The following is a 23,476-nucleotide window of genomic DNA, read 5'->3' on the forward strand; positions in this document are numbered from 1 at the left end:
CAAGCCCGCTCCCACATTGGATTGCATTCCACCTTGAAGACCTCATAAAAAAGGCCCCGCTCAATGTGATTGAGCGGGGCCTTTTGTTTTCTGAAGCTTAAGGACGCTTGCGATTACTGATCAGCGTGCCCACACCGGTATCGGTGAAGATTTCCAGCAGGATTGCATTAGGCACGCGGCCATCCAGAATCAGCGAGCTACCCACGCCGCCTTGTACGGCTTCCAGCGCGCAACGGATCTTCGGCAGCATGCCGCCGTAGATGGTGCCGTCGGCGATCAGCTCGTCCACCTGCTGGGTGGTCAAACCCGTCAGCACCTTGCCTTCCTTGTCCATCAGGCCGGCAATGTTGGTCAGCAGCATCAGCTTTTCAGCCTTCAGCGCTTCGGCCACTTTACCGGCTACCAGGTCGGCGTTGATGTTGTAGGACTCACCGTTGGCGCCCACGCCGATTGGCGCGATCACCGGGATGAAGTCACCCTTGACCAGCAGGTTCAGCAGGTCGGTGTTGATGCCGATCACTTCACCGACCTGGCCGATGTCGATGATTTCCGGCTGGGTCATCTCTGGCGTTTGACGAGTAACTGTCAGTTTTTTCGCGCGGATCAGCTCCGCGTCCTTGCCGGTCAGGCCAATGGCGCTGCCACCATGACGGTTGATCAGGTTGACGATGTCTTTGTTGACCTGGCCACCAAGGACCATCTCCACCACGTCCATGGTCTGCGCGTCTGTGACGCGCATGCCATCAATGAAGTGACTCTCGATCGACAAGCGCTTGAGCAGGTCGCCGATTTGCGGGCCGCCACCGTGCACCACCACCGGGTTGATCCCGACAGCTTTCATCAACACGATGTCGCGGGCAAAGCCGGTTTTCAGCTCGTCGCTTTCCATGGCATTGCCGCCGTACTTGATCACCAGCGTCTTGCCGACGTAGCGTCGAATGTAAGGCAACGCTTCGGACAGGACCTTGGCAGTATTGGCAGCGGCTTCGCGTTCGAGGGTCATTCAGGGCTCCGGTAAAAAATCAGAACGGTAATTGGAGATCAGGGGCAACACGTTTCAACTGGGCGTGGAACACGTCCTTGATGCGCTGCAACTCAGCCTCGGTATCCGCCTCGAAACGCAGGACCAGCACCGGTGTGGTGTTGGACGCACGAACCAGGCCCCAGCCTTTGGCGTAATCGACGCGCACACCATCGATGGTGGTCAGGTTGGCGCCTTCGCCCCATTGCGCATCGTGCAGTGCGTCAATGATGCTGAATTTGCTCTCCTCGGTCACATGGATATTGATCTCTGGCGTAGAAATATCATTCGGAAAGGTCTGAAACAGCTCCTGCGCCGTGGATTTTTCCTTGCTGAGGATCTCCAGCAGACGGGCGGCGCTGTAAATGCCGTCGTCGAACCCGAACCAGCGCTCTTTGAAGAACACGTGGCCGCTCATTTCGCCGGCCAACAGCGCGCCGGTTTCCTTCATTTTCTTTTTGATCAACGAGTGGCCGGTCTTCCACATTAGTGGGCGACCGCCGTATTCCTTGATCAGCGGGGTGAGTCGGCGGGTGCACTTCACGTCGAAGATGATTTCGGCGTTGGGGTTACGGGCCACCACGTCGCGGGCAAACAACATCAGCAGGCGGTCGGCGAACACGTTCTCGCCGGTGTTGGTCACCACGCCGACGCGGTCGCCGTCACCGTCGAACGCCAGGCCCACGTCGGCGCCGGTTTCCTTGACCTTGGCGATCAGGTCCACCAGGTTTTCAGGCTTGCCCGGGTCCGGGTGGTGGTTAGGGAAGTTGCCGTCGACGTCGCAGAACAACGGGATCACTTCGCAGTTCAGGGCTTCGAGCAGTTGCGGGGCAATCACGCCGGCCGCGCCGTTGCCGCAGTCCACCACCACTTTCAGGCGGCGGGCGAGTTTGACGTCGCCAGTGATCTGGTCAGAGTAGCGTTGAAGAATATCGACTTTGGTGATGCTGCCGGTGCCGGTGGTCAGATCGTTGGTCTTCAGGCGCTCGTGCAGCGCCTGAATCTGTTCGTTGGCGAGGGTGTCACCGGCGATGACGATCTTGAAGCCGTTGTAGTCCGAGGGATTATGGCTGCCGGTGAGCATAACGCCGGACTTGCCAGCCAGTACGTTGGCTGCGTAGTACAACGCAGGGGTCGGCACCAGGCCCACATCGCTGACGTGGCAGCCGCTGTCGGCCAGGCCCTGGATCAGTCGTTCCACCAGCTCCGGGCCGGACAAGCGGCCATCGCGGCCTACCGATACATTGGGTTCGCCCTGGGCCAGGCTTTGGGAGCCGATGGCACGGCCGATCCAATAGGCGGTTTCGGCGGTCAGGGTTTTGGGCACGACGCCACGGATGTCATAGGCGCGAAAGATGCTGTCGGGAAATGTCGGGACTACTCGGGCTGCGGTACTCATTGCGGGGGGAAACTCCATCTGAAGGGGGAAAAGCTGGCTTTAAAGTGGCTGACCGGCAGGCTCAAACTGAAGGGTATGACGGCGTTTTCGGCAGAGAGTTCGTGGTGCAAAAGTGCCATCGGAGCTGGCACTCCGTGCTTATGGCTGCGTAATGCATTGATTTCAATGATGAAATCTCGCTGATTAATTCCGCGCATTCTTCGTCCTGAAAAGCCTTGCGGTGGCATCGGGCCGGACAAAAGCGTCCGGCCTGATTCAGCTTAGTCAGTGGCTGCCGGAATGCCCAAAACCGCCTGCGCCGCGTTGAGTCTCATCAAACTCCTGAACCAGTTCGAAGTGCGCTTGCACCACCGGCACCAGCACCAGTTGCGCGATACGCTCGCCAACAGCAATGTTGAAGGCGGTCTGGCCGCGGTTCCAGCATGACACCATTAGCTCGCCCTGGTAGTCGGAGTCGATCAGGCCGACCAGGTTGCCCAGCACGATGCCGTGTTTGTGGCCCAGGCCGGAGCGCGGCAGGATCAGTGCCGCCAGGCCCGGATCGCCAACATAAATCGACAGGCCGGTAGGGATCAGGAGGGTCTGGCCCGGTTCAAGAACGGTGTCTTGCTTGAGCATGGCGCGCAGGTCCAACCCGGCGGAGCCTGGGGTGGCATAGGCTGGCAGTGGGAATTCGTTGCCGATGCGTGGGTCGAGAATCTTGGCTTGCAAAGCGTGCATGTCAATTAAACCTGGTTCAGCCGTTGGGCGATAAATGAGATCAGTTGGCGGGCAATCTTGCCTTTGCTGGTCTGGGCGAAAACGGTGGCGTGCAACTCGCGGTCGATCACGCTGATGGCATTTTCCTCGCTGTTGAAGCCGATGCTCGGGTTGGCGACATCATTGGCAACGATCAGATCGAGGTTTTTGTCTTTCAATTTGCGTGCCGCGTAGTCCAGCAGGTGCTCGGTTTCGGCGGCAAAGCCGACGCTGAAAGGGCGGTCCGCACGCGTGGCGATGGTCGCCAGGATGTCGGGGTTGCGCACCATTTGCAGGAGCAGGCCGTCGCCGCTTGTAGGGTCTTTCTTAAGCTTTTGCGGGGCTACGACTTCCGGGCGGTAGTCTGCAACCGCTGCCGAGGCGATAAACAGGTCGCAGGGAATGGCTGCCTCGCAAGCCGCCAGCATGTCCCGGGCGCTGACTACGTCGATTCGCGTGACCCGATCAGGCGTCGGCAAATGCACCGGGCCGGTGATCAAGGTGACACGTGCGCCTGCCTCAACCGCCGCTTCGGCCAATGCAAAGCCCATTTTTCCTGAGCTATGGTTGGTGATGTAGCGCACCGGGTCGATGTTTTCCTGAGTCGGGCCGGCGGTGATCAGCACGTGTTTGCCGGTAAGGGCCAGGTGCTGGAAACACTCGGCGGCGCACAGCGCCAGGTCGGTGGCTTCGAGCATGCGGCCCATGCCGACGTCGCCGCAGGCCTGGCTGCCGGACGCCGGGCCGAACACCTTGAGGCCTCGGCTTTGCAGGAGCTGGGTGTTGGCCTGGGTCGCCGGGTCGCGCCACATGGCCTGGTTCATGGCCGGGGCGATGGCGACGGTGGCGTCGGTGGCCAGCACCAGCGTGGTCAGCAGGTCATCGGCGATGCCTTGGGCCAGGCGGGCGATCAAGTCGGCGGTTGCCGGGGCGATCAGTACCAGATCGGCCCATTTGGCCAGCTCGATATGGCCCATCGCGGCTTCGGCCGCCGGGTCCAGTAGGTCCAGATGAACCGGGTGGCCGGACAAAGCTTGCATGGTGAGCGGGGTGATGAACTCGCTGCCGCCGCGGGTCATGACTACGCGCACTTCGGCGCCCTGGTCCAGGAGCCTGCGAACCAGCTCTGCGCTCTTGTAGGCGGCAATGCCGCCGCCGACGCCGAGAACGATGCGTTTCCGATACAGACGCTGCATTGGTTTGCCTTTCCAGTTCAGTGATGCCAGTTCAATGACGCCTGCGATGCCCCCTCCCCAGGAGAAATCGCACGCAAAAAAGAGGGCTTAAGATAACACAGCGTCCGCCGGGCAACAGCGGCGCACATGCACATGGAGGTGGGATGAGTATTCGCGATTGGCCTGTGGCGGAACGTCCGCGGGAGAAACTTTTGGAATGGGGCGCGGCAACGCTGTCGGATGCCGAACTGCTGGCAATCTTCCTGCGCACCGGGGTGTCGGGCAGAAGCGCGGTCGATCTGGCGCGCCATTTACTGGCGCAATTTGGCGGCCTTCGCCCGCTGTTGGAGGCCAACCAGACGCTGTTCAGCCAGCATTTGGGGTTAGGGCCGGCAAAGTTTGCCCAGTTGCAGGCTGTGCTGGAGATGTCCCGACGGCACATGGCCGAACGCCTGCGCGCGGACTCGGTGCTGGAAAGCCCGCTGGCAGTGCGTGACTACCTCAAGGCGCTGCTGCGTCATGAGCCTCACGAGATCTTTGGCTGCCTGTTTCTCGACTCCAAGCACCGCGTTCTGGGCTTTGAGGCGCTGTCCCAGGGCACCATCGACACTGCCATTGTTTACCCGCGGCAAGTGGTCAAGCGTGCGTTGGCGTACAACGCGGCAGCATTGATTCTGTGTCACAACCATCCTTCCGGGAGTGTCGAGCCGAGTGCGGCTGATCGAAAATTGACCAAGTTGCTGCAAAAGGCGTTGGAGGTGGTGGATGTGCGGGTGCTGGATCACATCATCGTCGGTGATGGTGATCCGTTGTCGATGGCGGAATACGGGTGGATGTAGCCCCGCCCGCAAGGGCGGGGCAGGTCATCAGGGCTTGACGCTGACTTTCGAGAAGTCCTGGCGCCCGAACGGGCTCACCTGATAGCCCTCGACATTCTTGCGTGTCAGGGCAAACGCGGTCGGATGCGCCAGCGGCAGCCACAACGCCTGCTGCTGGATCTGCGCCTGGGCCTGTTGATACAACTTGGTGCGTACGCCTTGCTCGCTGGTGGTCTTGCCAGCGCTGATCAGTTTGTCCAGCGCGGGGTCGCAGTAGCGGGCAAAGTTGGTGCCGGATTTCACCGCCGCGCAAGAGAACTGCGGGGTGAGGAAGTTATCCGGGTCGCCGTTATCGCCGGCCCAGCCCATGAACAGCAGGTCATGTTCACCGGCCTTGGCGCGGCGAATCAGTTCGCCCCATTCGATCACTCGGATCTCTGCCTGGATGCCGATCTTGGCCAGGTCTGCCTGCAACAGTTGTGCACCCAGGTTAGGGTTGGGGTTCAGCAAGCTGCCGGTTGGGCGTGTCCAAATGGTGGTCTTGAAACCGTCCTTGAGCCCCGCGCGGTCGAGCAGCGTCCTGGCCTTGGCGATGTCCTGTGGATAACCCGGCAGGTCTTTGGCATAGCTCCAGGTATTGGGTGGATAAATGCCATTGGCCGCCTCGGCGGTGCCTTCAAACACGGCCTTGAGGTAGCTGTTCTTGTCGAACGCCAGATTGATTGCCTGGCGCACTTCCGGCTTGTCCAGCGGCGGATGCTGGCTGTTGATGGCTACGAATGCAGTCATGAAGGCGGCGGTTTTCTCCACCTTCAATGCCGGGTCTTTTTCGGCCTCGCCCACATCCAGCGGCTTGGGCGAGAGGGCGATCTGGCATTCGTCGCGATGCAATTTCTGCAGGCGCACGTTGGCGTCCGGGGTAATGGCGAACAGCAAGTTATCCACAGCCGGTTTGCCGCCGAAATAGTCCGGGTTGGCTTTGTAGCGAACCACGGCATCTTTCTGGAACCGGACGAAAACAAACGGGCCGGTGCCGATAGGTTGGCTATTAAGCTTCTCCGGAGTGCCGGCCTTGAGCAGCTTGTCGGCGTATTCGGCCGGGTAGATTGAGGCAAAGCCCATGCTCAACGCGGCGAGGAAGGTCGAGTCGGCGTGATCGAGCGTGAAGCGCACGGTCAGCGGGTCGAGGGCGTCGATCTTCTTGACCAGCGTCGGCAACTGTAGCGACTGGGCATGCGGGAAGCCGCTTTGGGCGATCTTGTGCCATGGGTTGGCCGGGTCGAGCATGCGCTCGAAACTGAAGCGCACATCTTCGGCGGTGAGGGTGCGGCTTGGGGTGAAGTATTCGGTGCGGTGGAATTTCACATCCGGGTGCAGCTTGAAGGTGTACGTCAGGCCATCTGGCGAAACGTCCCAACTGTCTGCGAGGCTCGGCACCAGCTTGCCGCTGGCGGCGTCGTAGTCCACGAGGCGGTTCATCAGGACGTCGGCCGAGGCATTTGTAGTGGTGAGCGAGTTGTATTGCACCACATCGAACCCTTCAGGGCTGGCTTCGGTACACACGCTTAAACTGGTAGCAGCCAGGGCCGCCGGCGCAATAAATAGAGGGGCTAGCAATAGCGGTAGGGCAGCGAGGCGCATGTTCGGTTTCCTTTGCAGATCGAAGGCCCATCTGCGAGTGCAGTCTGGAAAAAGCCTACCGTAGTGGTCTGATTGATAAATGACTAGTCCATTTTTGCCTGTGCTTTTGGCGCAAATGCTGTTTTGATGGCGCCTCAGCGCGTTTCGCCTAGCACTTCATCGTGCGTGCGAGCGCTGTAAATCATTCTGTGCGACGAGCGGTCGGCTGTTACAGCGGCCACTCCTGGCAACGGTTCAGGCGTCTGTCGCCAAGATTTACGCCGGTAAAAACACACGGGCTGTTGTTGCACCTTGGTCTTTCTGGTATAAAGCAGCGCTCTTTTCTAGGGGCCCGGTTCCTTCACTGTAGGTGTAGCCGGTAAGACCCTTAAAGAAACGCGGCGCCTGGCGCCAAATGACTGAGAGATTAAGCGGCCAACCCATGCCGGGTTGGGCATGTGGTTTTAGAGGGCTGAGGCATGTCGAGAGTCTGTCAAGTTACCGGTAAGGGTCCGGTGACTGGGAATAACATTTCCCACGCAAATAACAAAACCCGTCGTCGTTTCCTGCCGAACCTGCAGCATCACCGCTTCTGGGTTGAAGAAGAGAAACGTTTTGTTCGCCTGCGTGTATCTGCCAAAGGCATGCGTATCATCGACAAGCGCGGCATCACTGTCGTGCTGGCCGAAATCCGCGCCGCTGGCAAGATCTAAGGAGCTTTATCATGCGTGAATTGATTCGAATGATCTCTAGCGCCGGTACTGGTCACTTCTACACTACCGACAAGAACAAGCGTACTACCCCGGACAAGCTCGAAAAGAAAATGTTCGACCCGCGCGTTCGCAAGCACGTGATCTACAAAGAAGGCAAAATCAAGTAATTGATTTTCTTCCTTGTGAAAAAAAGCCCGTCTCTCACGAGTCGGGCTTTTTTTTGCCTGTGATTTGCTTATCAGGCTTTCTGTTCAAACACCACGTAGATCTTGCGGCACGGTTCCAGCACTTCCCAGGTGCCGCTGAAACCCGCGGGGATCACGAAGCGGTCGCCCGCACGCAAGGTCTTGGCGTTACCGTCGGCATCGCGCAGCACCGAAACGCCCTGCACGATCTCGCAGTATTCATGCTCGGTGTAGTTGACCTTCCATTGCCCGACTTCACCTTCCCAGACCCCGGCGCTCATCTGGCCGCACGGGCTGTTGTAGTGGTTGTAGAGGGTTTGCTCGGGATCGCCCTTGAGGACCTTTTCGGCGGCCGGCCGGTAGCGTTCGGGGGCGGTATTGGCTTGGCTGAAGTCGACGATGTCCTGGATGCTCATGTGCGTGTCCCGTCTGGCCTGCGGTTGGAGAGTCCAAAGTCTATGTTTATTAAAATGAACATCGCAAGGGCGTTTACCGGCGTTGTGTCAAATATATTGAAACACCCCCAGCCGCTGGTTTAGGGTGGCAGCTGCCTTGAGCCGAACAGCAGGCTGGCCGGGCAAGAATTCTTTGAGGCTGCCGGGGGACATCACCTGGCCCTTGTATTCAATAAGAGGAGGACACTCGCATGACCACCCTGACCCGTGCCGACTGGGAACAACGCGCCAAGGATCTGAAGATCGAAGGCCGCGCCTACATCAATGGCGAATATACCGCCGCTGTTTCCGGTGACACGTTCGAATGCATCAGCCCGGTCGATGGCCGCCTGCTGGCAACCGTCGCCAGCTGCGACGTCGCCGACGCCCAGCGCGCTGTAGAAAACGCCCGCGCCACCTTTAATTCCGGCGTCTGGTCACGTCTGGCACCGGCCAAGCGCAAGTCCGCCATGATCCGTTTCGCCGCGCTGCTCAAGGCCAATGCCGAAGAGCTGGCCCTGCTCGAAACCCTGGACATGGGCAAGCCTATCAGCGACTCCCTGGGCATTGACGTGCCTGGCGCAGCCAACGCGCTGAGCTGGAGCGGCGAGGCCATCGACAAGATCTACGACGAAGTCGCCGCCACTCCGCACGATCAATTGGGCCTGGTGACCCGCGAGCCGGTCGGCGTTGTCGGCGCGATCGTACCGTGGAACTTCCCGCTGATGATGGCCTGCTGGAAACTCGGCCCGGCGCTGTCTACCGGTAACTCGGTGATCCTCAAGCCGTCCGAAAAATCCCCGCTGACCGCTATCCGTATCGCGGCCCTGGCCGTTGAAGCCGGTATTCCAAAAGGGGTGTTCAACGTGCTGCCGGGTTACGGCCACACCGTGGGCAATGCCTTGGCGCTGCACATGGACGTCGACACCCTGGTGTTCACCGGTTCCACCAAAATCGCCAAGCAGCTGTTGATTCGCTCCGGCGAGTCCAACATGAAGCGCGTGTGGCTGGAAGCGGGCGGCAAGAGCCCGAACATCGTGTTCGCCGATGCGCCGGACCTGCAAGCGGCGGCCGAATCCGCCGCTGGCGCCATCGCCTTCAACCAGGGCGAAGTCTGCACCGCCGGTTCGCGTCTGCTGGTGGAGCGCTCCATCAAGGATAAATTCCTGCCGCTGGTGATCGAGGCCCTCAAAGGCTGGAAGCCAGGCAACCCGCTGGACCCGGCGACCAACGTCGGTGCGCTGGTGGACACCCAGCAGATGAACACCGTGCTGTCGTACATCGAAGCTGGCCACGCCGACGGCGCCAAGCTGGTTGCGGGCGGCAAGCGCACCCTGGAAGAAACCGGTGGCACTTACGTTGAACCGACCATTTTCGACGGCGTGACCAACGCCATGAAGATTGCCCAGGAAGAAATCTTTGGCCCGGTTCTGTCGGTGATCACCTTCGACAGCGCCGAAGAAGCCATCGCCATCGCCAACGACACCCAATACGGCCTGGCCGCAGCGGTGTGGACGGCGGATATCTCCAAGGCGCACCTGACGGCCAAGGCCTTGCGCGCCGGTAGCGTGTGGGTCAACCAGTACGATGGCGGTGACATGACCGCACCGTTTGGTGGCTTCAAGCAGTCCGGTAACGGTCGCGACAAGTCGCTGCACGCGTTCGACAAGTACACCGAACTGAAGGCAACCTGGATCAAGCTGTAACCCTGTAGGAAACACCGCAGGCCAAATGTGGGAGCTGGCTTTTGTGGGAGCTGGCTTGCCTGCGATAGCATCACCGAGGTGTGACTGACACACCAAGGTGCTTGCATCGCAGGCAAGCCCCGGCTCCCACATAGGCTCGCTCCTGCAGTTCGTTTGAAACCCTGAAAATTATCCACAGGAGCGTGGACATGCGTTGGGCGACTTACTTCGCCGTCCTGGCCTCGGTACTCAGCGTCGGTCTGGCCCTCGGGGTCAGCATGCCGCTGGTGTCCCTGCGCCTGGAAGGCTGGGGCTATGGCAGTTTCGCGATTGGGGTGATGGCGGCCATGCCGGCCTTTGGCGTACTGCTGGGCGCCAAGGTCTCCAGCCGCATGGCTTCATGGCTGGGCACCGCCAACCTGATGCGCCTGTGTCTGTGGGCCGGTGCGGTGTCCATCGGCCTGCTGGCAATCCTGCCCAGCTATCCGGTCTGGCTGGTGCTGCGGCTGATGATCGGGGTGATCCTGACCATCGTGTTTATCCTTGGTGAAAGCTGGATCAACCAGTTGGTGGTGGAGCAGTGGCGGGGCCGCTTGGTGGCGCTGTATGGCTGCAGTTACGCCTTGAGCCAATTGTCGGGGCCGCTGCTGCTGGGTGTGATTGGCACCGACCATGATTACGGCTTCTGGGTGGGCGTAGGCCTGCTGATGGTCGCGCCACTGCTGCTGCTGGGGCGCTCCGGCGCGCCGACGGCTGAGTCCTTCAGTGTCACCTTTGGCGACTTATGGCGTTTTTGCCTGAGCCTGCCGGCGATTGCCTGGGCGGTGGCTTTATTCGCGGCGTTCGAAGCGATGATTCTGACGCTGCTGCCGGTATATTGCCTGCAACAGGGTTTTACGGCCGAGGTCGCCTTGGCCATGGTCAGCACGGTGGTGGTGGGCGATGCGCTGTTGCAATTGCCTATCGGCGCACTGGCTGACTACCTGCCGCGTCGCACGCTGTTCTTGAGCTGTGCGGTGCTGTTGCTGATCTCGAGCCTGGCGATTCCTCTGCTGATGCACACCCCGCTCATCTGGCCGGTGTGGGTGGTCTTCGGCGCCAGTGCCGGCGGGTTGTTCACCTTGTCGCTGATCCTGATCGGCGAGCGTTACCGCGACGATGCGCTGGTGCGCGCGAATGCTCACGTGGCGCAGTTGTGGGGCATCGGTTGCTTGATAGGGCCACTGGTGGCCGGGGCGGGCAGCCAGTGGATCAGCGGGCATGCGTTGCCGTTGCTGATGGCCGCCGGCGCGTTGGGGCTGGTGGTGCTGTTGTTGCGTCAGGGTGCATTTGGCGTCGCACAGCCCGCCTGATTTGAAACGGGGGCGGGCTTGCTCGCGAATACGGTGTGTCAGTTAACGGCAATATTGACTGATCCACCGCATTCGCGAGCAAGCCCGCTCCCACACTGGATCTTCATAGTTCCTACAGCATCCGCTCCAGACCGACTGAAGTGGCAAACCAGGCATTAAACCTGCGCCACCAATTGCCGGGTTCCTCGGTCAGCGTATGCAGTTGGCCGTTATCCTCAGTGACCCATACCACCTGGCCATCCTGCAATTTCGCCTGGTAGCTCAACGCCGGCGCCATACCTTGCAGCGCCAGGTTGCGCACGTGTTCCGCGAGCTCGGGGCTGTCCACCAGCACGCCGACTTCGGTGTTCCACAGCACCGAGCGCGGGTCAAAATTGAACGAGCCGATAAACGACTTTTCCCGATCAAAGATCATCGCCTTGCTGTGCAGGCTGGAATCCGAGCCGTGCAACGAGCCCCGGCGAAACAGGTGCGGGCCGCTGCCTGCACTGGGGTCGCCGGGCTGGCGGCGCAACTCGTAGAGTTTTACGCCGTGCTCCAGCAGTGCCTTGCGGTATGGCGCATAGCCGCCATGCACCGCCGGTACATCGGTGGCTTCGAGCGAATTGGTCAGCAGGCTCACCGACACTCCTGCGTCGGCTCGGCCGGTCAGGTACACGAGCCCAGGCTGGCCGGGGACGAAATACGCCGAAATCATGATCAGCTCATGGTTGACGCCTTCAAGCTCCGGCGCCAGTTGGGTGGTGAGCAGCAACTGCGGGTCCGGGTCGGCCTTGGCCAGCACCTTGCTCGGCGCATCCCACAGTGCCTGGTTCCAGGCCCAGATCAACTCGCGGCGCCAGATGTCCATGCGGGGTTGGGTCTGGTAGGTGCGCAAGCGGTTGTACAGCGCATGGTTTTGCTGGCGGGACTCGGCGAGCGAATCTTGCAGGCGCACGCGGGCGGCGGCCAGGTCACGTTTGGAGGGGCTGTTGGAGACGAAGTCATCAATCGGTTTGCTCAGTGCGCTGTTCCAGTACTGATCAAAACTGTGCCCGAGTTGCTCGGCCACCGGGCCCACGCTGAGCATATCGATATCGGTGAAATTCAAGTTGGGCTCGGCGTCGAAATACTCGTCGCCCAGGTTGCGCCCGCCGACGATGGCGACACTGTTGTCCGCCAGCCACAACTTGTTGTGCATGCGCCGATGTTGCAGCGACAAGTTGAACAGGCGCCCCATGGCCCGAGTGACGCCGGTGCTGCGGCCCAGGTGCAGCGGGTTGAACAGGCGAATTTCGATCTGCGGGTGGGCGGCGAGGGTGGCGATGACCTGGTCGAGACCGTCGCTGGTGGTGTCATCCAGCAGGATGCGCACGCGCACGCCGCGGTCGGCCGCCTTGAGCAATTCGTCCACAAGCATGCGCGTGCTGATGCCGTCGTGGACGATGTAGTACTGCAGGTCGAGGCTGCTCTGGGCGTTGCGGATCAGTTCGGCGCGGGCCATGAAGGCTTCGCTGCTGTTGGGCAGCAAACGAAAACCCGAGCGGCCTTGATGCGGCGCCGCTTGCGCCTGGATCGAACGGCCGAATGAGGATTGCGCGGCGGGCAGGGCGTCGCTGGGGATGCGCGGCGTGTCGACTGTTGCGCAGCCGCCCAGCGCCAGGGCGCCCAGCAGGAAAAACGGTAAAAGCCGTTGGATCATCAAGGGCGCTGCTTCCAGGTCAGGGCGATTGTGGGCATATGACGGCTAATTCCGGCGAAAGGTCAGTCTGGCGTCTCGGCGAGCATCTTGATCGCGGCGGCGCCGACTTTGCGTACTGCGTCTTCAATTTGCGGGGTCGGTTTGGCAGCGTAGTTCATGCGCAGGCAGTTCCGGTATTTGCCGGAAGCGGAAAAGATACTGCCTACCGCCACCTGTACGCCTTGCTCCACTAACACGCGGTTGAGCTTGAGCGTGTCGAAGCCCTCCGGCAGCTCGACCCACAACATGAAGCTGCCTTGAGGCCGGCTGGCCCGTGTGCCGGTCGGGAAATAGCGGCTGACCCAGTCGAGTATCAGGTCGCGATTGCGCTGGTATTGAGTGCGCATCCGCCGCAAATGCGGTTCGAAATGGCCATTTTTCAAGAACTCCGCAATCGCGATCTGTGGTTGGGTCGCGGTGGAACCGGTGCTGATGTATTTCATGTGCAGCACCCGCTCCAGGTAGCGACCGGGCGCTACCCAGCCAATGCGCAAACCGGGCGCCAGGGTTTTCGAGAACGAGCTGCACAGCAGCACGCGGCCGTCTTCATCGAAGGATTTGATCGTGCGCGGGCGAGGGTAGCTGTAGGCCAATTCGCCATACACATCGTCTTCAATGATCGCCACGTCAAAGCGCTGGGCCAGGGTCAGCAACGCACGTTTGCGTGCCTCCGGCATGATGTAGCCCAAGGGGTTGTTGCAGTTGGGCGTTAGCTGGATGACCTTGATCGGCCACTGTTCCAGCGCCAGTTCCAGCGCTTCAAGGCTGATGCCGGTGATGGGGTCCGTGGGGATTTCCAGAGCCTTCATGCCCAGGCCTTTCAGGGTCTGCATGGCACCGTGAAAGCTTGGCGAATCCACCGCGACGATATCGCCCGGCTCACAGATCGCGTGGATGCTGGCGGACAGCGCCTCGTGGCAACCGGTGGTGATCACAATGTCTTCGGCCGTCAGCTGGCAGCCGGAATCCAATGACAGGCGTGCAATTTGCTCACGCAATTCCATACAGCCGAGGATGTTGTCGTAATACAGCCCCGGCAGATCCTGGCGGCGACTCACGCGCGCCAGGCTGCGCAGCAAGGGTTTCAGGGTCGGCGACAATACATCCGGCATGCCCCGGCCCATCTGTATGACATCTTTGCGTGGCACCGCGCGAATCAGTTCCAGCACCTGGTCCCACTGTGAAATTTCCACCGGCCGCTGGGCCGGGCGGCCTACCTCGGGCAGCGCCGGCAGCTCGCGCCCAACCGGTACAAAGTAGCCGGACTTGGGTTTTGGCATCGCCAGGCCGTTGTCTTCCAGCAACCGGTAGGCCTGTTGCACGGTGCTCAGGCTAACCCCATGTTCAACGCTCAACGCGCGCACAGACGGCAAGCGATCGCCGGGACGATAGAAGCCCTGTTCGATGCGAGTGCCCAGTAATTCGGCAAGGTTGACGTAAAGGGTCATGGCGGTCGCTCCCGAGGACCAGTACAGATAGGCGGAAAATACAGGATTCAGGCGGTCATGGGCAGTATCTGTATGGATTTAATAAAGGTGCGTTGAATCTGTCATGGTATTGCCGTTGCGCTCAGGCTAGTCACTCATGGCAACAAGCAACTGAGGGGCAGCAAAATGAGCGGCATGAGCGATGTGCGTCTGATGTTACACAGTCAGGAATTGCAGGCGGGGCAAGAGCGCGCGACGGCGCCACGGGAGATCAACCGCTGGCGTTTGTTCTGGCACCGCCGCCACACTCGCAAAGCCTTGCTGCACCTGACTCGCGAGCAATTGCGCGACGTCGGGCTGACCGCCGAACAAGCGCGCCAGGAAGGCCTGAAGCCGTTCTGGCGTGATTGATCAAACCAGCTCTTTGAGGCGGTGCCAGAGCATCCCCAGCGCCAGCAACGGCGAGCGCAAGTGTTGGCCGCCGGGGAAGGTGATATGCGGTACTTGGGCGAACAGATCGAAACGACCCTGCTGCTGGCCACTGATCGCCTCGGCCAGCAGCTTACCCGCCAGGTGCGTGGCATTCAGGCCGTGCCCCGAGTAGGCCTGGGCGTAATACACGTTGGGTTGATCCGCCAACCGGCCGATTTGCGGCAACCGGTTGGCGCCAATGCCGATCATGCCGCCCCACTGGTAGTCGATCTTCACGTCGGCCAGTTGGGGGAACACTTTGAGCATTTTTGGGCGCATATAGGCGCCGATGTCTTGCGGATCACGTCCGGAATAGTGACAGGCACCGCCGAACAACAGGCGGCGGTCGGCGGACAGCCGGAAGTAATCCACCGTTACCCGTTGATCACAGACGGCCATGTTCTGGGGAAGCAGATGGGCGGCTTGGGCTTCGCTCAACGGCTCGGTGGCGATGATGTAGCTGCCGGCGGGCAGCACTTTGCCGCTCAGGTAGGGGTTGAGGCCATTGAGGTAGGCATTGCACGCCAACACCAGGGTCTTGGCGCGCACATTGCCAAGGGCGGTGTGCACGTTCACTTCAGGGCCGTAGTCGATGCGTGTCACTTCGGACTGCTCGAACAGCTTCACGCCCAGCTTCTGCGCGGCGGCGGCTTCGCCGAGGGCCAGATTCAGCGGGTGCAAATGCCCGGAGCCCATGTCGATCATGCCGCCCACGTAGCGGTCGGAACCGATCACGCTGCTCATCTCGTTGGCTTGCAGCAGGCGTACTTCATGGCGATAGCCGAGGCTGCGCAGTTCTTCGGCATCTTCGGCCAGGTCGTGCAGGTGCTGAGGTTTGTTCGCCAGGTCGCAGTAACCCCAGGTCAGGTCGCAGGGGATCTGATAGCGCTCGACGCGCTCGCGCACGATCTCCACGGCTTCCAGGCCCATCAACTTCATCTGGCGCACGCCGTCGGTGCCGATCACGTTGGCAAACTGGTCCAGGCCATGGCCGACGCCGCGAATCAGCTGGCCGCCGTTACGACCACTGGCGCCCCAGCCAATCCTGCGCGCCTCCAGCAGCACCACGCTGTAACCGCGTTCGGCCAGTTCCAGGGCGGTGTTGAGCCCGGAGTAACCGCCGCCAATTACGCACACATCGGCGCTGACTTCGCCCGTCAACGCCGGGTAATCGGGTTGTGGGACGCTGCTGGCGGCGTAGTAGGAAGCGGTGTGCCGGGCGCTGGCGGTCATGGGGAGCATCCCTGTTTGGAAAATTTGACGCAGGATACAGCGGTCGGACGAAGCTGTCTGCGCAGGGCGTTTTGCGTCAGAATCCACGCCTATTCGCCGTCCGGTATGTGTTTCGATGAGTTGCAACAGTCAGAAAATCAGCGCGCTGCGTAGGCAGATTCCTTCGTTCGAGTGTGTTCCGGGTTGCCACGACTGCTGTGGGCCGGTGACGACCTCGCCCGAGGAAATGTCGCGCCTGCCGCGCAAGACCGCAGCCGAGCAGGACGCCGCCATGGACGAGCTGAACTGCGTGCACCTTGGGCCCAATGGCTGCACGGTGTACGACGAACGCCCGCTGATCTGCCGGTTGTTTGGTACCACCAAGACCTTGCCGTGCCCCAATGGGCGGGGGCCGGTGGAGTTGATTCATCCGCGGGTTGAGAAGCAAATTCACGAATACATGGCCAGCACCCGGCAAGTCTTGGTCTAGCGAATGTGCTCACTCCAAATGTGGGAGCGTTTGCTCGCGAATGCAGCGGGTCAGTGAAAAATGCGCGGGCTGATACACCAAATTCGCGAGCAAGCCTGCTCCCACAATTGACCGCTTTGTGGCAGTTCAATCCGGGATCGGCAGGTTCAAGCTCTCCTTCACCTCTTCCATCACGATATAGCTCTTTGATTCGCGCACATGGGGCAACTTGAGCAAGATGTCGCCGAGCAATTTGCGGTACGAGGCCATCTCGGAAATCCGTGCCTTCACCAGGTAGTCGAAGTCTCCCGACACCAAATGGCATTCCAGCACATGGGGCAGTTTGAGCACGGCGCGGCGGAATTCTTCAAAGGTGTCGCCGGACTTGTAATCGAGGCTGATCTCGACAAATACCAGCAAACTGCCCTTCAAATGCTGCGGATTGAGCCGCGCGTTGTAGCCCATGATGATGCCTTCGCGTTCAAGTCGGCGTACGCGCTCGGTGCACGGCGTGGTCGACAGCCCGACTTTTTCCCCCAGTTCCGTAAACGAAATGCGCCCGTCGGTTTGCAGGATGCGCAGGATATTGCGGTCGATCTTGTCCAGCTCCCGCTTGGTCTGGGTGTTGGTACGCATAGGGGATACGCCTCTGTCAAAAGGGTTTTTGCCGAGAATTGTCGCCAAATATAGGCATTTATATAGTGAAATGCACTGGCAATAGCTTTTTATACTGCGCTCATCATTGCTCGAATAACACACGTCAGCGGCCAAGCCCGCGATGAGGATATAAAAATGCGCGTTCTGGTCTTGGGTAGCGGCGTCATTGGTGTGACCAGTGCGTACTATTTGGCGCGGGCCGGCTTTGAAGTCGTCGTGGTCGACCGTCAGCCAGCCGCTGCCATGGAAACCAGTTTCGCCAACGCCGGCCAGGTCTCGCCTGGTTACGCCTCGCCCTGGGCCGCCCCAGGCGTTCCGCTCAAAGCGATCAAGTGGCTGCTGCAGCGCCACGCGCCGCTGGCGATCAAGGCCACCGCCGATATCGATCAATACCTGTGGATGGCGCAGATGCTGCGCAACTGCACCGCCAGCCGCTATGCAGTGAACAAAGAGCGCATGGTGCGCCTGTCCGAGTACAGCCGCGACTGCCTCGACGAACTGCGTGCTGAAACCGGCATTGCCTACGAAGGCCGCAGCCTCGGCACGACGCAATTGTTCCGCACCCAGGCGCAACTGGACGGCGCGGCCAAAGACATCGCCGTGCTCAAAGAGTCTGGCGTACCGTTCGAGCTGCTCGACCGCGCCGGTATCGCCCGCGTCGAGCCGGCCCTGGCCAGCGTCACGGATATTCTTGCTGGCGCGCTGCGCCTGCCGAACGATCAGACGGGCGACTGCCAGATGTTCACTACGCGCCTGGTCGACATGTGCAAGCAACTGGGCGTTGAGTTCCGCTTCGACCAGGACATCCAGCGCCTCGACTCCGCAGGCGACCGCATCAACGGCGTGTGGATCGACGGCAAGCTGGAAACCGCGGACCGTTATGTACTGGCCCTCGGCAGCTATTCGCCGAAACTGCTCAAACCGCTGGGGATCAAGGCACCGGTGTACCCGCTCAAGGGTTACTCGCTGACCGTGCCGATCACCAACCCGGCGATGGCGCCGACTTCGACCATTCTGGACGAGACTTACAAGGTTGCGATCACCCGTTTCGACAATCGCATCCGCGTCGGCGGTATGGCTGAAATCGCCGGTTTTGACCTGTCGCTGAACCCGCGCCGGCGTGAAACCCTGGAGATGATCGTCAACGACCTTTATCCTCAGGGCGGCGATTTGACCGAAGCCACGTTCTGGACCGGCCTGCGCCCGACCACGCCCGACGGCACGCCGATTGTCGGCGCCACGCCTTTCAAGAATCTGTTCCTCAATACCGGGCACGGCACACTTGGCTGGACCATGGCCTGTGGCTCTGGTCGTTTGCTGGCCGACCTGATGGCGAAGAAAACCCCGCAGATCAGCGCCGAAGGCCTCGATATTTCCCGTTACGGCAACCACCAGGAGTCCGCAAAACATGTCAATCCAGCGCCAGCTCACCAATGAGCGCATGAGCCAGATCGTTGTTCACAGCGGTACCGTGTATCTGGCAGGGCAAGTCGGCGACGACATGAGTGCCGGGATTGAAAAGCAGACCCGTGAGACCCTGGCAAATATCGAGCGTTTGCTGGACTTGGCCGGCACCGACAAATCCAAGCTGCTGTCGGTGACGATCTACTTGAAAGACATCGACGCCGATTTCGCCGGCATGAATGCGGTGTGGGACAAGTGGCTGCCTAAAGGCGTTGCCCCGGCCCGTGCCACGGTTGAAGCCAAGCTGTGCGAACCGGAAATCCTGGTAGAGCTGTCCGTCGTGGCCGCGCTGCCCTAAACAACGATCCCTCTCCCGGTGCCGACGCTGTTGGTCGGTGCCGGTTTTTTCTTCACTCTGCCGCCTAGAAGCCTGCCGCCATGCGTCCTGCCCGTGCCCTGATCGACCTCCAAGCCCTGCGCCACAATTACCAACTGGCCCGTGAAGTCACGGGGGCCAAGGCCCTCGCCGTGGTCAAGGCCGATGCCTACGGCCATGGCGCCGTGCGCGTGGCCCAGGCGCTGGAAGCCGAGGCCGACGGGTTTGCCGTGGCCTGCATCGAAGAGGCACTGGAGCTGCGGGCCGCCGGGATTCGCGCGCCGGTATTGCTGCTGGAAGGCTTTTTTGAAGCTGACGAGCTGCCGCTGATTATCGAGCACGATATGTGGTGCGTGGTGCATTCGCTGTGGCAGTTGGACGCGATTGAGCAGGCCCGGTTGAGCAAGCCGCTGACCATCTGGCTCAAATTGGATTCGGGCATGCATCGTGTCGGCCTGCATCCCAAGGATTACCACGAGGCTTATCAGCGCCTGCTGGCCAGCGGTAAAGTGGCGAAAATCGTATTGATGAGCCACTTCGCCCGTGCCGACGAGCTCGACTGTGTACGCAGCAATGAACAAGTGGCGGTGTTTGAGGCGGCGCGCCAAGGTTTGTCGGCCGAAGTCAGCCTGCGCAACTCGCCTTCCGTGATGGGCTGGCCGAACGTGTCCAGCGACTGGGTGCGCCCAGGCATCATGCTCTATGGCGCCACGCCGTTTGGTGAAGATCAGGCCATCGCCGCGCGCTTGCAGCCGGTGATGACGCTGGAATCCAAGGTCATCTGCGTGCGCGAACTGCCGGCCGGCGAGCCGGTGGGCTACGGCGCCAAGTTCATCACACCCAAACCGATGCGGATCGGCGTGGTCGCCATGGGCTACGCCGATGGCTATCCACGTCACGCGCCAACCGGCACACCGGTGTTGGTGGCGGGCCAGCGCAGCCAGTTGCTGGGCCGCGTATCCATGGACATGCTGTGTGTCGACCTCACCGACGTGCCGCAGGCCGGGCTCGGTTCCACCGTGGAGCTGTGGGGCAAAACTATTCTCGCCAGCGACGTTGCGACTGCTGCCGAGACCATTCCCTATCAGATCTTCTGCAACCTGCGCCGCGTGCCAAGGCTCTATTGCGGGGCCTAAGCGCTGCCTACGAGTGAAGCCGGCCGGGATTTAGGCCCAAGTGTTGTAAATACTGAACGCTGTCGCCATGATAACGCTCAATTACAACAAAGCCTGAATCCTAGGAGGCTCCTGCATTGGACGTCGGCGAACGACTGCAATCCATCCGTAAACTGAAGGGTCTTTCCCAGCGCGAGCTCGCCAAGCGCGCGGGTGTCACCAACAGCACCATTTCGATGATCGAAAAAAACAGTGTCAGCCCCTCGATCAGCTCCTTGCGCAAGGTGCTGGGCGGCATTCCCATGTCGATGGTCGAATTCTTTTCCGAGGAGATCCTCCAGGAAAAACCGACCCAGGTCGTCTATAAAGCCAATGAGCTGATCGACATATCGGACGGCGCCGTCACCATGAAACTCGTGGGCCGCGCACACCCGAGCCGGGCGATTGCGTTTCTTAACGAGATTTACCCGCCGGGCGCCGACACTGGCGAAGAAATGCTCACCCACGAAGGCGAGGAAACCGGGATTCTGGTGGAAGGTCGCCTGGAATTGGTGGTCGGTCTTGAAACTTTTGTGCTCGAAGCCGGCGATAGCTACTACTTTGAAAGCACCAAGCCCCATCGTTTTCGCAACCCGTTCGATGTGCCGGCGCGACTAATCAGCGCAGCCACACCCGCGAACTTTTGACACAAGAGGCGTGCTGCCAGCGTTGCAGACACACCCGTAGCTGTATTCCGCAGGGCTGAATCTCCCTTTATTTAATAGGGTTGTTTCGGCCGGACGGGCTAACCGTTATACTTTCGCCGCCTGCGAAACCGTGGCCGCAGGCGTGAATAGCCACCATTGAGGGTGAACGCGTGAACCTAATTATGAAAATGCTGGCTGCACCAGCAACCGTACTGGCCCTATGGGCTGTCAGCGCTCAAGCTGCGACCAATGATGAAATTGCCAAGCGCCTGGAGCCTGTCGGCCAAGTCTGTGTTCAGGGCCAGGAATGCAAAGGTATGGAAGTGGCGGTGGCAGCCGGTGGCGGCGGCGGTGCAAAAACACCGGATGACGTGATCGCCAAGCACTGCAACGCCTGCCACGGCACCGGCCTGTTGGGCGCACCGAAAATTGGTGACACCGCGGCGTGGAAAGACCGTGCCGACCACCAAGGCGGCCTCGATGGCCTGCTGGCCAAGGCGATTACCGGCTTGAACGCCATGCCGCCCAAAGGCACATGTGCCGATTGCTCGGATGCCGAGCTTAAAGGTGCGATCGAGAAGATGTCGGGTTTGAAGTAGACCGATCTTCGCCAAAAAAGCCGCTGCCCAGCGGCTTTTTTGTGCCTGGGATTTGTACTTCGAGACTGTTCATTGCAGCAAAGACCCGGCAAGCTCGGTCCAACCCCTAATCATGGAATGTCAGGAGGGTCGGATGGTGCAGTTGTGTTCAATCGAGCAAGCAGTTGACGACGTATTGGCGCGCTTGCCCGCGCATATCCACATGGGCATGCCGCTGGGCCTGGGCAAGCCCAACCTGTTCGTCAATGCGCTGTACCGGCGTATCGCCAAGTTGCCGGAGCGCGCGCTGACAATCTACACCGCGCTGGCCCTGGGTCGTCCGACCTTGGGCGATGGTTTGCAGAAGCGCTTTCTCGAGCCCTTCATCGAACGCGTCTTTGGCGACTACCCCGAGCTGGATTTTCTTGCCGACCTGCAAAAGGACAGTCTGCCCGCGAACATCCGCGTGCAGCAGTTCTTCATGCAGCCCGGCAGCCTGCTCCACAGCGCATCGGCGCAACAGGATTACGTCAGCAGCAATTACAGTCACGCGGCGCGCGACATCAACGCCGCCGGCCTGAATCTGGTGGCGCAACTGGTGGCCAGCAGCACTGAGCATCCGGATCGCCTGAGCTTGAGCTGCAACCCCGACATCACACTCGACCTGCTGCCGATGATCGAGAAGCGTCGCGATGCTGGCGAAACCGTCCTGATCGTTGGCCAAGTGCATTCCGATCTGCCCTACATGCCGGGCGATGCTGAACTGGGCATGGACGCGTTCGATTACCTGATTGACGCAAAGGACAGCACCACACTGTTCTCCACGCCGAACATGCCGGTGGGTTTTCAGGACCACTTTATCGGCCTGCATGCCAGCACCCTGGTGCGCGATGGCGGCACGTTGCAGATCGGTATCGGCTCCATGGGCGACGCGCTGACCGCCGCCTTACTGGCGCGCCAGGCGGATAACGAGGCCTATCGACTGCTGCTCACCGACCTTGATGTGTATCAGTGGGCGCCCCTGATCAGCCGCGAAGGCGGTGTGTCGCCCTTTGCCCGTGGCCTGTATGGCTGCAGCGAAATGTTCGTCAACGGCCTGCTGGTACTGGCTGACGCCGGCATTATCCGGCGCAAGGTTTACCCGGATGTGGCGACCCAGGCGCAAGCCAATGCCGGCATGCTGGATGACGCGGCGCAACCTGACGGCGTGTCGATCCATGGCGGTTTCTTCCTCGGGCCGCGCAGTTTTTACCAGCGCTTGCAGGAAATGACTCACGCCAAGCGTCTCGAATTCAACATGACTCGCATCAGCTACATCAACGAGCTGTATGGCCAGGAAGAGCTCAAGCGCCTGCAACGCCTGGACGCGCGGTTTATCAACAGCGCAATCATGGTGACCTTGCTCGGCGCAGGTGTGGCCGATCAGCTGGAAGATGGCCGCGTGCTCAGCGGCGTCGGCGGGCAGTACAACTTTGTTGCCCAGGGCCATGCACTAGAAGGCGCGCGTTCGATCCTGATCCTGCGCAGCTGGCGCGAGTCGGCCGGGGAGGTCAGTTCCAATATCGTCTGGGAGTACGGCCACTGCACCATTCCTCGGCACCTGCGCGATATCGTCATCACCGAGTACGGGATTGCCGATTTGCGTGGGCAGACAGATGCCAAGGTGATCGAGGCGCTGCTGAATATCACCGACTCGCGCTTTCAAAACGACTTGATCGAACAGGCGCAAAAGGCCGGCAAGCTGCCCAAGGACTTCGAGCTGGACCCGCGCTTTGCCGACAATACGCCGGAGCGGCTCAAGGGTATTCAGGCGCGGCATCACCGGCTGTTTCCGGAGTATCCGCTGGGCACTGACTTCACGGATGAGGAGAAGGATCTGCTGCGCGCGCTGAATTGGCTCAAGAGCAAATTCAAGCTGACCGAGATTCTGGAGTTGGGCAAGGCGGCGCTGGATGCACCGGAGCCGGAGGCGTTTCCCAAGCATCTGGAGCGGATGCGGTTGGATCAGCCGGAGGGGTTGAAAGAGGATCTGTACCAGCGTTTGCTGCTCGCCGGTCTACAGGCCACCGCACACTAAAAAACACCTCGAAACCAACTGTGGGAGGGGGCTTGCCCCCGATTGCGGTGTATCAGTCACCCAATGTGTCGGCTGACCCACTGCTATCGGGGGCAAGCCCCCTTCCACATTTTGAGTTGCGCCCACCCCAAATATTTGGGGTGT

The 23,476-nt window shown here is 60.6% G+C and carries 23 protein-coding genes and 1 pseudogene; 13 read left to right on the top strand and 11 right to left on the bottom strand.

Annotation, left to right across the window (positions count from 1 at the left end; genetic code table 11):
* Positions 1-97 precede the first annotated feature (97 nt).
* From argB to coaBC, 5 genes and pseudogenes are all read right to left on the bottom strand, one after another.
* Positions 98-1,003, bottom strand: a complete 906-nt coding sequence (argB, locus tag AACV02_RS01550) for an acetylglutamate kinase (protein WP_015886532.1) — start codon at positions 1,001-1,003, stop codon at positions 98-100.
* Positions 1,004-1,022: 19 nt separating this feature from the next.
* A pseudogene (locus AACV02_RS01555) lies at positions 1,023-2,444 on the bottom strand (phosphomannomutase/phosphoglucomutase); the annotation flags it as partial.
* Positions 2,417-2,617, bottom strand: a complete 201-nt coding sequence (locus tag AACV02_RS01560) for a hypothetical protein (protein ID WP_119737228.1) — start codon at positions 2,615-2,617, stop codon at positions 2,417-2,419. The pseudogene AACV02_RS01555 and the gene AACV02_RS01560, both read right to left, overlap by 28 nt.
* A gap of 67 nt (positions 2,618-2,684) precedes the next feature.
* A complete protein-coding gene (dut, locus tag AACV02_RS01565) occupies positions 2,685-3,140 on the bottom strand; it encodes a dUTP diphosphatase (RefSeq protein WP_106575855.1) in 456 nt (151 codons plus the stop codon).
* 5 nt (positions 3,141-3,145) lie between these two features.
* Positions 3,146-4,354 (bottom strand): bifunctional phosphopantothenoylcysteine decarboxylase/phosphopantothenate--cysteine ligase CoaBC, encoded by a 1,209-nt coding sequence (gene coaBC, locus AACV02_RS01570; RefSeq protein WP_010207499.1) that lies wholly within the window; start codon positions 4,352-4,354, stop codon positions 3,146-3,148.
* Positions 4,355-4,497: 143 nt separating this feature from the next.
* On the opposite strand from coaBC, the gene radC reads away from it, so the two are divergent.
* Positions 4,498-5,172, top strand: coding sequence for a RadC family protein (gene radC / locus AACV02_RS01575; protein WP_119737230.1), 675 nt, complete (start codon positions 4,498-4,500; stop codon positions 5,170-5,172).
* A gap of 27 nt (positions 5,173-5,199) precedes the next feature.
* Here radC and AACV02_RS01580 read toward each other — a convergent pair whose 3' ends face one another.
* Positions 5,200-6,792 carry an ABC transporter substrate-binding protein gene (locus AACV02_RS01580; RefSeq protein ID WP_119737232.1) on the bottom strand — a complete coding sequence of 531 codons (1,593 nt, stop codon included), beginning with the start codon at positions 6,790-6,792 and terminating at the stop codon, positions 5,200-5,202.
* Positions 6,793-7,250: 458 nt separating this feature from the next.
* Here AACV02_RS01580 and rpmB point away from each other — a divergent pair, with 458 nt between their 5' ends.
* Entirely contained in the window at positions 7,251-7,484 is a 234-nt protein-coding gene (gene rpmB / locus AACV02_RS01585) for a 50S ribosomal protein L28 (protein WP_003176907.1), read from the top strand.
* Positions 7,485-7,495: 11 nt separating this feature from the next.
* Positions 7,496-7,651, top strand: coding sequence for a 50S ribosomal protein L33 (gene rpmG / locus AACV02_RS01590; RefSeq protein ID WP_003176906.1), 156 nt, complete (start codon positions 7,496-7,498; stop codon positions 7,649-7,651).
* Between the two features lie 71 nt (positions 7,652-7,722).
* On the opposite strand, the gene AACV02_RS01595 is transcribed toward rpmG, so the two are convergent.
* Positions 7,723-8,085 carry a cupin domain-containing protein gene (locus AACV02_RS01595; RefSeq protein ID WP_119737234.1) on the bottom strand — a complete coding sequence of 121 codons (363 nt, stop codon included), beginning with the start codon at positions 8,083-8,085 and terminating at the stop codon, positions 7,723-7,725.
* Between the two features lie 230 nt (positions 8,086-8,315).
* On the opposite strand from AACV02_RS01595, the gene AACV02_RS01600 reads away from it, so the two are divergent.
* Positions 8,316-9,809: an aldehyde dehydrogenase gene (locus AACV02_RS01600; protein ID WP_106575851.1), complete on the top strand. Its 1,494-nt coding sequence runs from the start codon at positions 8,316-8,318 to the stop codon at positions 9,807-9,809.
* Positions 9,810-9,997: 188 nt separating this feature from the next.
* Entirely contained in the window at positions 9,998-11,140 is a 1,143-nt protein-coding gene (locus AACV02_RS01605) for an MFS transporter (RefSeq protein ID WP_106575850.1), read from the top strand.
* A 112-nt stretch (positions 11,141-11,252) separates the two neighbouring features.
* Here the strand turns inward: AACV02_RS01605 and AACV02_RS01610 are convergent, their stop codons facing one another.
* Together AACV02_RS01610 and AACV02_RS01615 are read right to left on the bottom strand one after the other, a co-directional pair.
* Positions 11,253-12,821, bottom strand: a complete 1,569-nt coding sequence (locus AACV02_RS01610; protein ID WP_119737236.1) for a phospholipase D family protein — start codon at positions 12,819-12,821, stop codon at positions 11,253-11,255.
* Positions 12,822-12,883: 62 nt separating this feature from the next.
* Entirely contained in the window at positions 12,884-14,308 is a 1,425-nt protein-coding gene (locus AACV02_RS01615) for an aminotransferase-like domain-containing protein (RefSeq protein ID WP_119737238.1), read from the bottom strand.
* Between the two features lie 165 nt (positions 14,309-14,473).
* Between AACV02_RS01615 and AACV02_RS01620 the strand changes: the two genes are divergently transcribed.
* Entirely contained in the window at positions 14,474-14,698 is a 225-nt protein-coding gene (locus AACV02_RS01620; protein WP_106575848.1) for a DUF1127 domain-containing protein, read from the top strand.
* On the opposite strand, the gene AACV02_RS01625 is transcribed toward AACV02_RS01620, so the two are convergent.
* Entirely contained in the window at positions 14,699-15,991 is a 1,293-nt protein-coding gene (locus tag AACV02_RS01625; protein WP_106575847.1) for an NAD(P)/FAD-dependent oxidoreductase, read from the bottom strand. It abuts the gene before it with no gap.
* A 115-nt stretch (positions 15,992-16,106) separates the two neighbouring features.
* Between AACV02_RS01625 and AACV02_RS01630 the strand changes: the two genes are divergently transcribed.
* Entirely contained in the window at positions 16,107-16,460 is a 354-nt protein-coding gene (locus AACV02_RS01630; protein ID WP_003176897.1) for a YkgJ family cysteine cluster protein, read from the top strand.
* 126 nt (positions 16,461-16,586) lie between these two features.
* Here AACV02_RS01630 and AACV02_RS01635 read toward each other — a convergent pair whose 3' ends face one another.
* The gene (locus tag AACV02_RS01635; RefSeq protein ID WP_003176896.1) at positions 16,587-17,075 is read right to left on the bottom strand and encodes an Lrp/AsnC ligand binding domain-containing protein; all 489 of its coding nucleotides are present in this window, start codon (positions 17,073-17,075) and stop codon (positions 16,587-16,589) included.
* 156 nt (positions 17,076-17,231) lie between these two features.
* Between AACV02_RS01635 and dadA the strand changes: the two genes are divergently transcribed.
* The 6 genes from dadA to AACV02_RS01665 all read left to right on the top strand — a co-directional run bounded on the left by dadA (position 17,232) and on the right by AACV02_RS01665 (position 23,332).
* Positions 17,232-18,533, top strand: a complete 1,302-nt coding sequence (gene dadA / locus AACV02_RS01640) for a D-amino acid dehydrogenase (protein WP_106575845.1) — start codon at positions 17,232-17,234, stop codon at positions 18,531-18,533.
* Entirely contained in the window at positions 18,505-18,858 is a 354-nt protein-coding gene (locus tag AACV02_RS01645) for a RidA family protein (RefSeq protein ID WP_016970573.1), read from the top strand. The genes dadA and AACV02_RS01645 overlap by 29 nt, the downstream gene beginning before the upstream one ends.
* An 80-nt stretch (positions 18,859-18,938) precedes the next feature.
* Positions 18,939-20,012, top strand: coding sequence for an alanine racemase (gene alr / locus AACV02_RS01650; protein ID WP_119737240.1), 1,074 nt, complete (start codon positions 18,939-18,941; stop codon positions 20,010-20,012).
* Positions 20,013-20,128: 116 nt separating this feature from the next.
* On the top strand, positions 20,129-20,677 hold the full coding sequence (locus AACV02_RS01655; RefSeq protein ID WP_106575843.1) for a cupin domain-containing protein: 549 nt from the start codon (positions 20,129-20,131) through the stop codon (positions 20,675-20,677).
* Positions 20,678-20,859: 182 nt separating this feature from the next.
* Complete coding sequence (locus AACV02_RS01660) at positions 20,860-21,276, top strand: c-type cytochrome (protein WP_099488297.1); 417 nt, start codon at positions 20,860-20,862, stop codon at positions 21,274-21,276.
* A 133-nt stretch (positions 21,277-21,409) separates the two neighbouring features.
* Positions 21,410-23,332, top strand: coding sequence for an acetyl-CoA hydrolase/transferase C-terminal domain-containing protein (locus AACV02_RS01665; protein ID WP_119737242.1), 1,923 nt, complete (start codon positions 21,410-21,412; stop codon positions 23,330-23,332).
* The last annotated feature ends 144 nt before the right edge of the window (positions 23,333-23,476 follow it).

Origin of the sequence: Pseudomonas sp. Larv2_ips, from assembly GCF_963879675.1 — a bacterium.
GTDB lineage: Bacteria > Pseudomonadota > Gammaproteobacteria > Pseudomonadales > Pseudomonadaceae > Aquipseudomonas.

Bases quoted from the DNA above. Each gene is read 5' to 3' on its own strand.
- argB (WP_015886532.1), bottom strand. From the start codon at position 1,003: ATGACCCTCGAACGCGAAGCCGCTGCCAATACTGCCAAGGTCCTGTCC.
- AACV02_RS01560 (WP_119737228.1), bottom strand. From the start codon at position 2,617: ATGCGCGGAATTAATCAGCGAGATTTCATCATTGAAATCAATGCATTA.
- dut (WP_106575855.1), bottom strand. From the start codon at position 3,140: ATGCACGCTTTGCAAGCCAAGATTCTCGACCCACGCATCGGCAACGAA.
- coaBC (WP_010207499.1), bottom strand. From the start codon at position 4,354: ATGCAGCGTCTGTATCGGAAACGCATCGTTCTCGGCGTCGGCGGCGGC.
- radC (WP_119737230.1), top strand. From the start codon at position 4,498: ATGAGTATTCGCGATTGGCCTGTGGCGGAACGTCCGCGGGAGAAACTT.
- AACV02_RS01580 (WP_119737232.1), bottom strand. From the start codon at position 6,792: ATGCGCCTCGCTGCCCTACCGCTATTGCTAGCCCCTCTATTTATTGCG.
- rpmB (WP_003176907.1), top strand. From the start codon at position 7,251: ATGTCGAGAGTCTGTCAAGTTACCGGTAAGGGTCCGGTGACTGGGAAT.
- rpmG (WP_003176906.1), top strand. From the start codon at position 7,496: ATGCGTGAATTGATTCGAATGATCTCTAGCGCCGGTACTGGTCACTTC.
- AACV02_RS01595 (WP_119737234.1), bottom strand. From the start codon at position 8,085: ATGAGCATCCAGGACATCGTCGACTTCAGCCAAGCCAATACCGCCCCC.
- AACV02_RS01600 (WP_106575851.1), top strand. From the start codon at position 8,316: ATGACCACCCTGACCCGTGCCGACTGGGAACAACGCGCCAAGGATCTG.
- AACV02_RS01605 (WP_106575850.1), top strand. From the start codon at position 9,998: ATGCGTTGGGCGACTTACTTCGCCGTCCTGGCCTCGGTACTCAGCGTC.
- AACV02_RS01610 (WP_119737236.1), bottom strand. From the start codon at position 12,821: ATGATCCAACGGCTTTTACCGTTTTTCCTGCTGGGCGCCCTGGCGCTG.
- AACV02_RS01615 (WP_119737238.1), bottom strand. From the start codon at position 14,308: ATGACCCTTTACGTCAACCTTGCCGAATTACTGGGCACTCGCATCGAA.
- AACV02_RS01620 (WP_106575848.1), top strand. From the start codon at position 14,474: ATGAGCGGCATGAGCGATGTGCGTCTGATGTTACACAGTCAGGAATTG.
- AACV02_RS01625 (WP_106575847.1), bottom strand. From the start codon at position 15,991: ATGACCGCCAGCGCCCGGCACACCGCTTCCTACTACGCCGCCAGCAGC.
- AACV02_RS01630 (WP_003176897.1), top strand. From the start codon at position 16,107: ATGAGTTGCAACAGTCAGAAAATCAGCGCGCTGCGTAGGCAGATTCCT.
- AACV02_RS01635 (WP_003176896.1), bottom strand. From the start codon at position 17,075: ATGCGTACCAACACCCAGACCAAGCGGGAGCTGGACAAGATCGACCGC.
- dadA (WP_106575845.1), top strand. From the start codon at position 17,232: ATGCGCGTTCTGGTCTTGGGTAGCGGCGTCATTGGTGTGACCAGTGCG.
- AACV02_RS01645 (WP_016970573.1), top strand. From the start codon at position 18,505: ATGTCAATCCAGCGCCAGCTCACCAATGAGCGCATGAGCCAGATCGTT.
- alr (WP_119737240.1), top strand. From the start codon at position 18,939: ATGCGTCCTGCCCGTGCCCTGATCGACCTCCAAGCCCTGCGCCACAAT.
- AACV02_RS01660 (WP_099488297.1), top strand. From the start codon at position 20,860: ATGAAAATGCTGGCTGCACCAGCAACCGTACTGGCCCTATGGGCTGTC.
- AACV02_RS01665 (WP_119737242.1), top strand. From the start codon at position 21,410: ATGGTGCAGTTGTGTTCAATCGAGCAAGCAGTTGACGACGTATTGGCG.